Source organism: Alcanivorax sp. HI0083, from assembly GCF_001635175.1.
Window position 1 is genome coordinate 1 of record NZ_LWFX01000250.1, and the last position, 878, is coordinate 878.

An 878-nucleotide genomic window follows, 5' to 3' on the forward strand; every position below is an offset into this window, starting at 1 on the left:
CACCTCGCTGGGCGCTGGACGCCATTCCCATGACCGCCAAAAGTGAAGCGGACAGCTACTTCCTGGTGTCCGGCACACAGGCCTGGGAAGTGGGCGCCGTGGGCCTGGGCAACCCCCACTGCACCTTATTGGTAGAAAACGTGGATACCGCGCCAGTGGAGAGCGCCGGCCCGCTGCTGGAAAGCCATGAGCAATTCCCCGAGCGGGTGAACGTGGGCTTTATGCAGATCGTCAGCCGCAACGAAATCCGCCTGCGCGTCTACGAACGGGGTGCCGGCGAAACCCTGGCCTGCGGATCCGGCGCCTGCGCCGCTGTGGTCATTGGCCAACGTCGGGGCTGGCTGGATGCCGCCGTCACCGTGCACCTGCCGGGCGGTACGCTGCAAGTCTGCTACGATGGCCAGGGCGGCATCCAGATGACAGGCCCCGCCAGCCATGTCTATGATGGCGCTATTGAAATCACTCTTTAGCAGGCGATTACGAACATCGGCGATGTCAGTGCCGACTGACCCGAATGATGACAAAGGACAGGATTGATGACGGATCAGACTCCAGCCAGCGCCGACCAGGTCGCCGCCTACCTGCGTGAACATGCCGATTTCTTTCAGCATCGCCCGGAACTGCTGGAACTGTTACGTCTGCCCGATTCCAAAGGCGAGGCGGTATCGCTGCTGGAGCGCCAAGCGTCGATTCTGCGCGAGCGCAACACCGAGCTGCGCGACCGGCTCAACGGCCTGCTGGATGTGGCCCGGGAAAATGATCACCTGTTCGACAAGACCCGCCGCCTGACCCTGTCGCTGCTGGAAGCCCGCGGCGCCGAAAAACTGTTCCGCAATCTCCTCACCAGCCTGAGCACAGACTTCCACTGCGACCAGGTG

2 protein-coding genes are annotated in these 878 nt (G+C 62.8%); both read left to right on the forward strand.

The window, feature by feature from the left end:
* The coding region (dapF, locus tag A3754_RS02715; RefSeq protein ID WP_063518790.1) for a diaminopimelate epimerase at positions 1 to 470 on the forward strand (470 nt) is incomplete at its 5' end.
* Between the two features lie 66 nt (positions 471 to 536).
* Positions 537 to 878 (forward strand): DUF484 family protein (locus tag A3754_RS02720; RefSeq protein ID WP_156496715.1); only part of this gene is annotated, 342 nt, incomplete at its 3' end.